Raw genomic sequence first — 1,697 nt, forward strand, 5'->3', positions numbered from 1 at the left:
GGTATTAATAATTAATTTTCCGCCTTCGTTTCTTATATCAACAGTTGCTCCTTCCTTTTCATCATCAAACTTTTTTAGTTCCAGTCCTTCTGCAACTAAACGGTAAGTGTTATCAGTAAAATTAAAAGCATGCACTTTTTCTTTTGCAAAGGCATACAGTATTTTACTTTTTGCATCCACTCCAAAATTGGGGGTCCCTTTTATTTTAATGTCTTTGTTCCAAACATCTTTTCCTTTTTCGTAAGTAAGTGTGTTGGCACGTTCGCTGGTTACATACATTACACCTTTATCGGTTGGCTCTGCCAATATTAAACCGCCATCCACTTTTTGGTTCCACATTTCTTTACCATCATTGTTAACCCAGTAAAAAACCGTTTCGTCATCTTTTACAGCTTCAATGGCTAATACACCATTGGCGGTATATTTTACCTGTGTAATGTTGCCGAGCTTGCTGTCTTTTTTCCATTTCATGTTGCCGTTGGCATCCATTATGTTTATGCCGGCTTCGTTATACACCAGGTAATCGTTACCCATCGGGCTAATGCCATTTAATGCATCCCTCATTTTTATAGGTTCGCTCAAAGTGCTGTTGCCATTTTCGGTAGTTAGTTTATCAATATATTTTTTGTAGCCAATAAAAATTGATTTGCCATCAGCACCCAAATAAGCATCATCTACATTTTCATCATATTCTTTTTTCCAGGCCAGTGTACCGGCTTTGTTAATACAGAAAACTTCTTTTTTGTTTACTAATAATAAATTTTTGTTTTGATCAACTATGGGAGCAACATTAAATGCCGAAGCGGTAAAAGATTTTACGGCTCTTTTTAATGCGCCAATACCAATACCTCCGCTTTTTTCTTTTGCTAACGGCACCGTCCACAGTTCTTTTGCTGTAGCAAAATCTACCAGCGAAACAGAAAGAAATCCGTCTTTTACACTTTCAATAAGCAGGCCGCCCAATTGCGGTATAATTAAAGTGCTTCTTACTTTAATGCCTTCGTCTTTACTGTCGTAAACTACTTTACCATCTCTTGCCTGTATGATGTAAGTATTTTTATTTTTTCCAATAGACAAAGTTTTTTGTCTTTCTATTTTTATAAAAGGTGTGCCTTCTATTACGGTAATATCATCTTCATTCAATCCTAAAAAGTCTTTATTTTCCCAGATAACTGATTTTTTTTCGGGGTCGATAGCAAAGAGTTTTAATTCGTTACCAGTAATTAATTCGCCGGTGGCAGACTGCATAAGGAATTTAGCATTGTTTGCCGCATTGCCGGCAGTAATTTCAAAAATGGGTTCGGTTTTTTGTGCGTTGCCAATAAAAGGCGAAGCTGTACATACCATGCCAATAGTCAGGCATACAATTGTTTTCTTCATAAATTAGAATGGGTGTTTATTTTTTTTGAGAGGTGAAATTAAAGGAAAAAAATGCAGGGTGATTAAAGTTTAGCTGTGTTAAGAAAATTGGTATGCTGTTAACGGTATTCTTTTTTATTTAGTATATCAGTGATAATTTATTTATTACCTAATGCATCAGCCATCAGGTTTCTTATCAAATCGCTTTCAAAACCTTTTTGCATTAAATGATCCTGCAGTTTTCTTTTTTTGATAAAACTATTTTTTTCGCTTTTTAATGTTTTTAGTTTGGCATCAAAATGCTGCTGCAAAGTTTTTAAATAATCATCTTCATTAAT

1 protein-coding gene and 1 pseudogene are annotated in these 1,697 nt (G+C 34.8%); both read right to left on the reverse strand.

The genetic code is table 11. The features are described 5' to 3' along the window. On the reverse strand, positions 1-1,380 hold a 1,380-nt coding region (locus ACY65O_RS17625), incomplete at its 3' end, for an outer membrane protein assembly factor BamB family protein (RefSeq protein WP_462222174.1). Positions 1,381-1,517: 137 nt separating this feature from the next. Next, positions 1,518-1,697, reverse strand: a pseudogene (locus ACY65O_RS17630) (RecX family transcriptional regulator); the annotation flags it as partial.

It is taken from the genome of Ferruginibacter sp. (assembly GCF_031430955.1).
Lineage (GTDB): Bacteria > Bacteroidota > Bacteroidia > Chitinophagales > Chitinophagaceae > Ferruginibacter.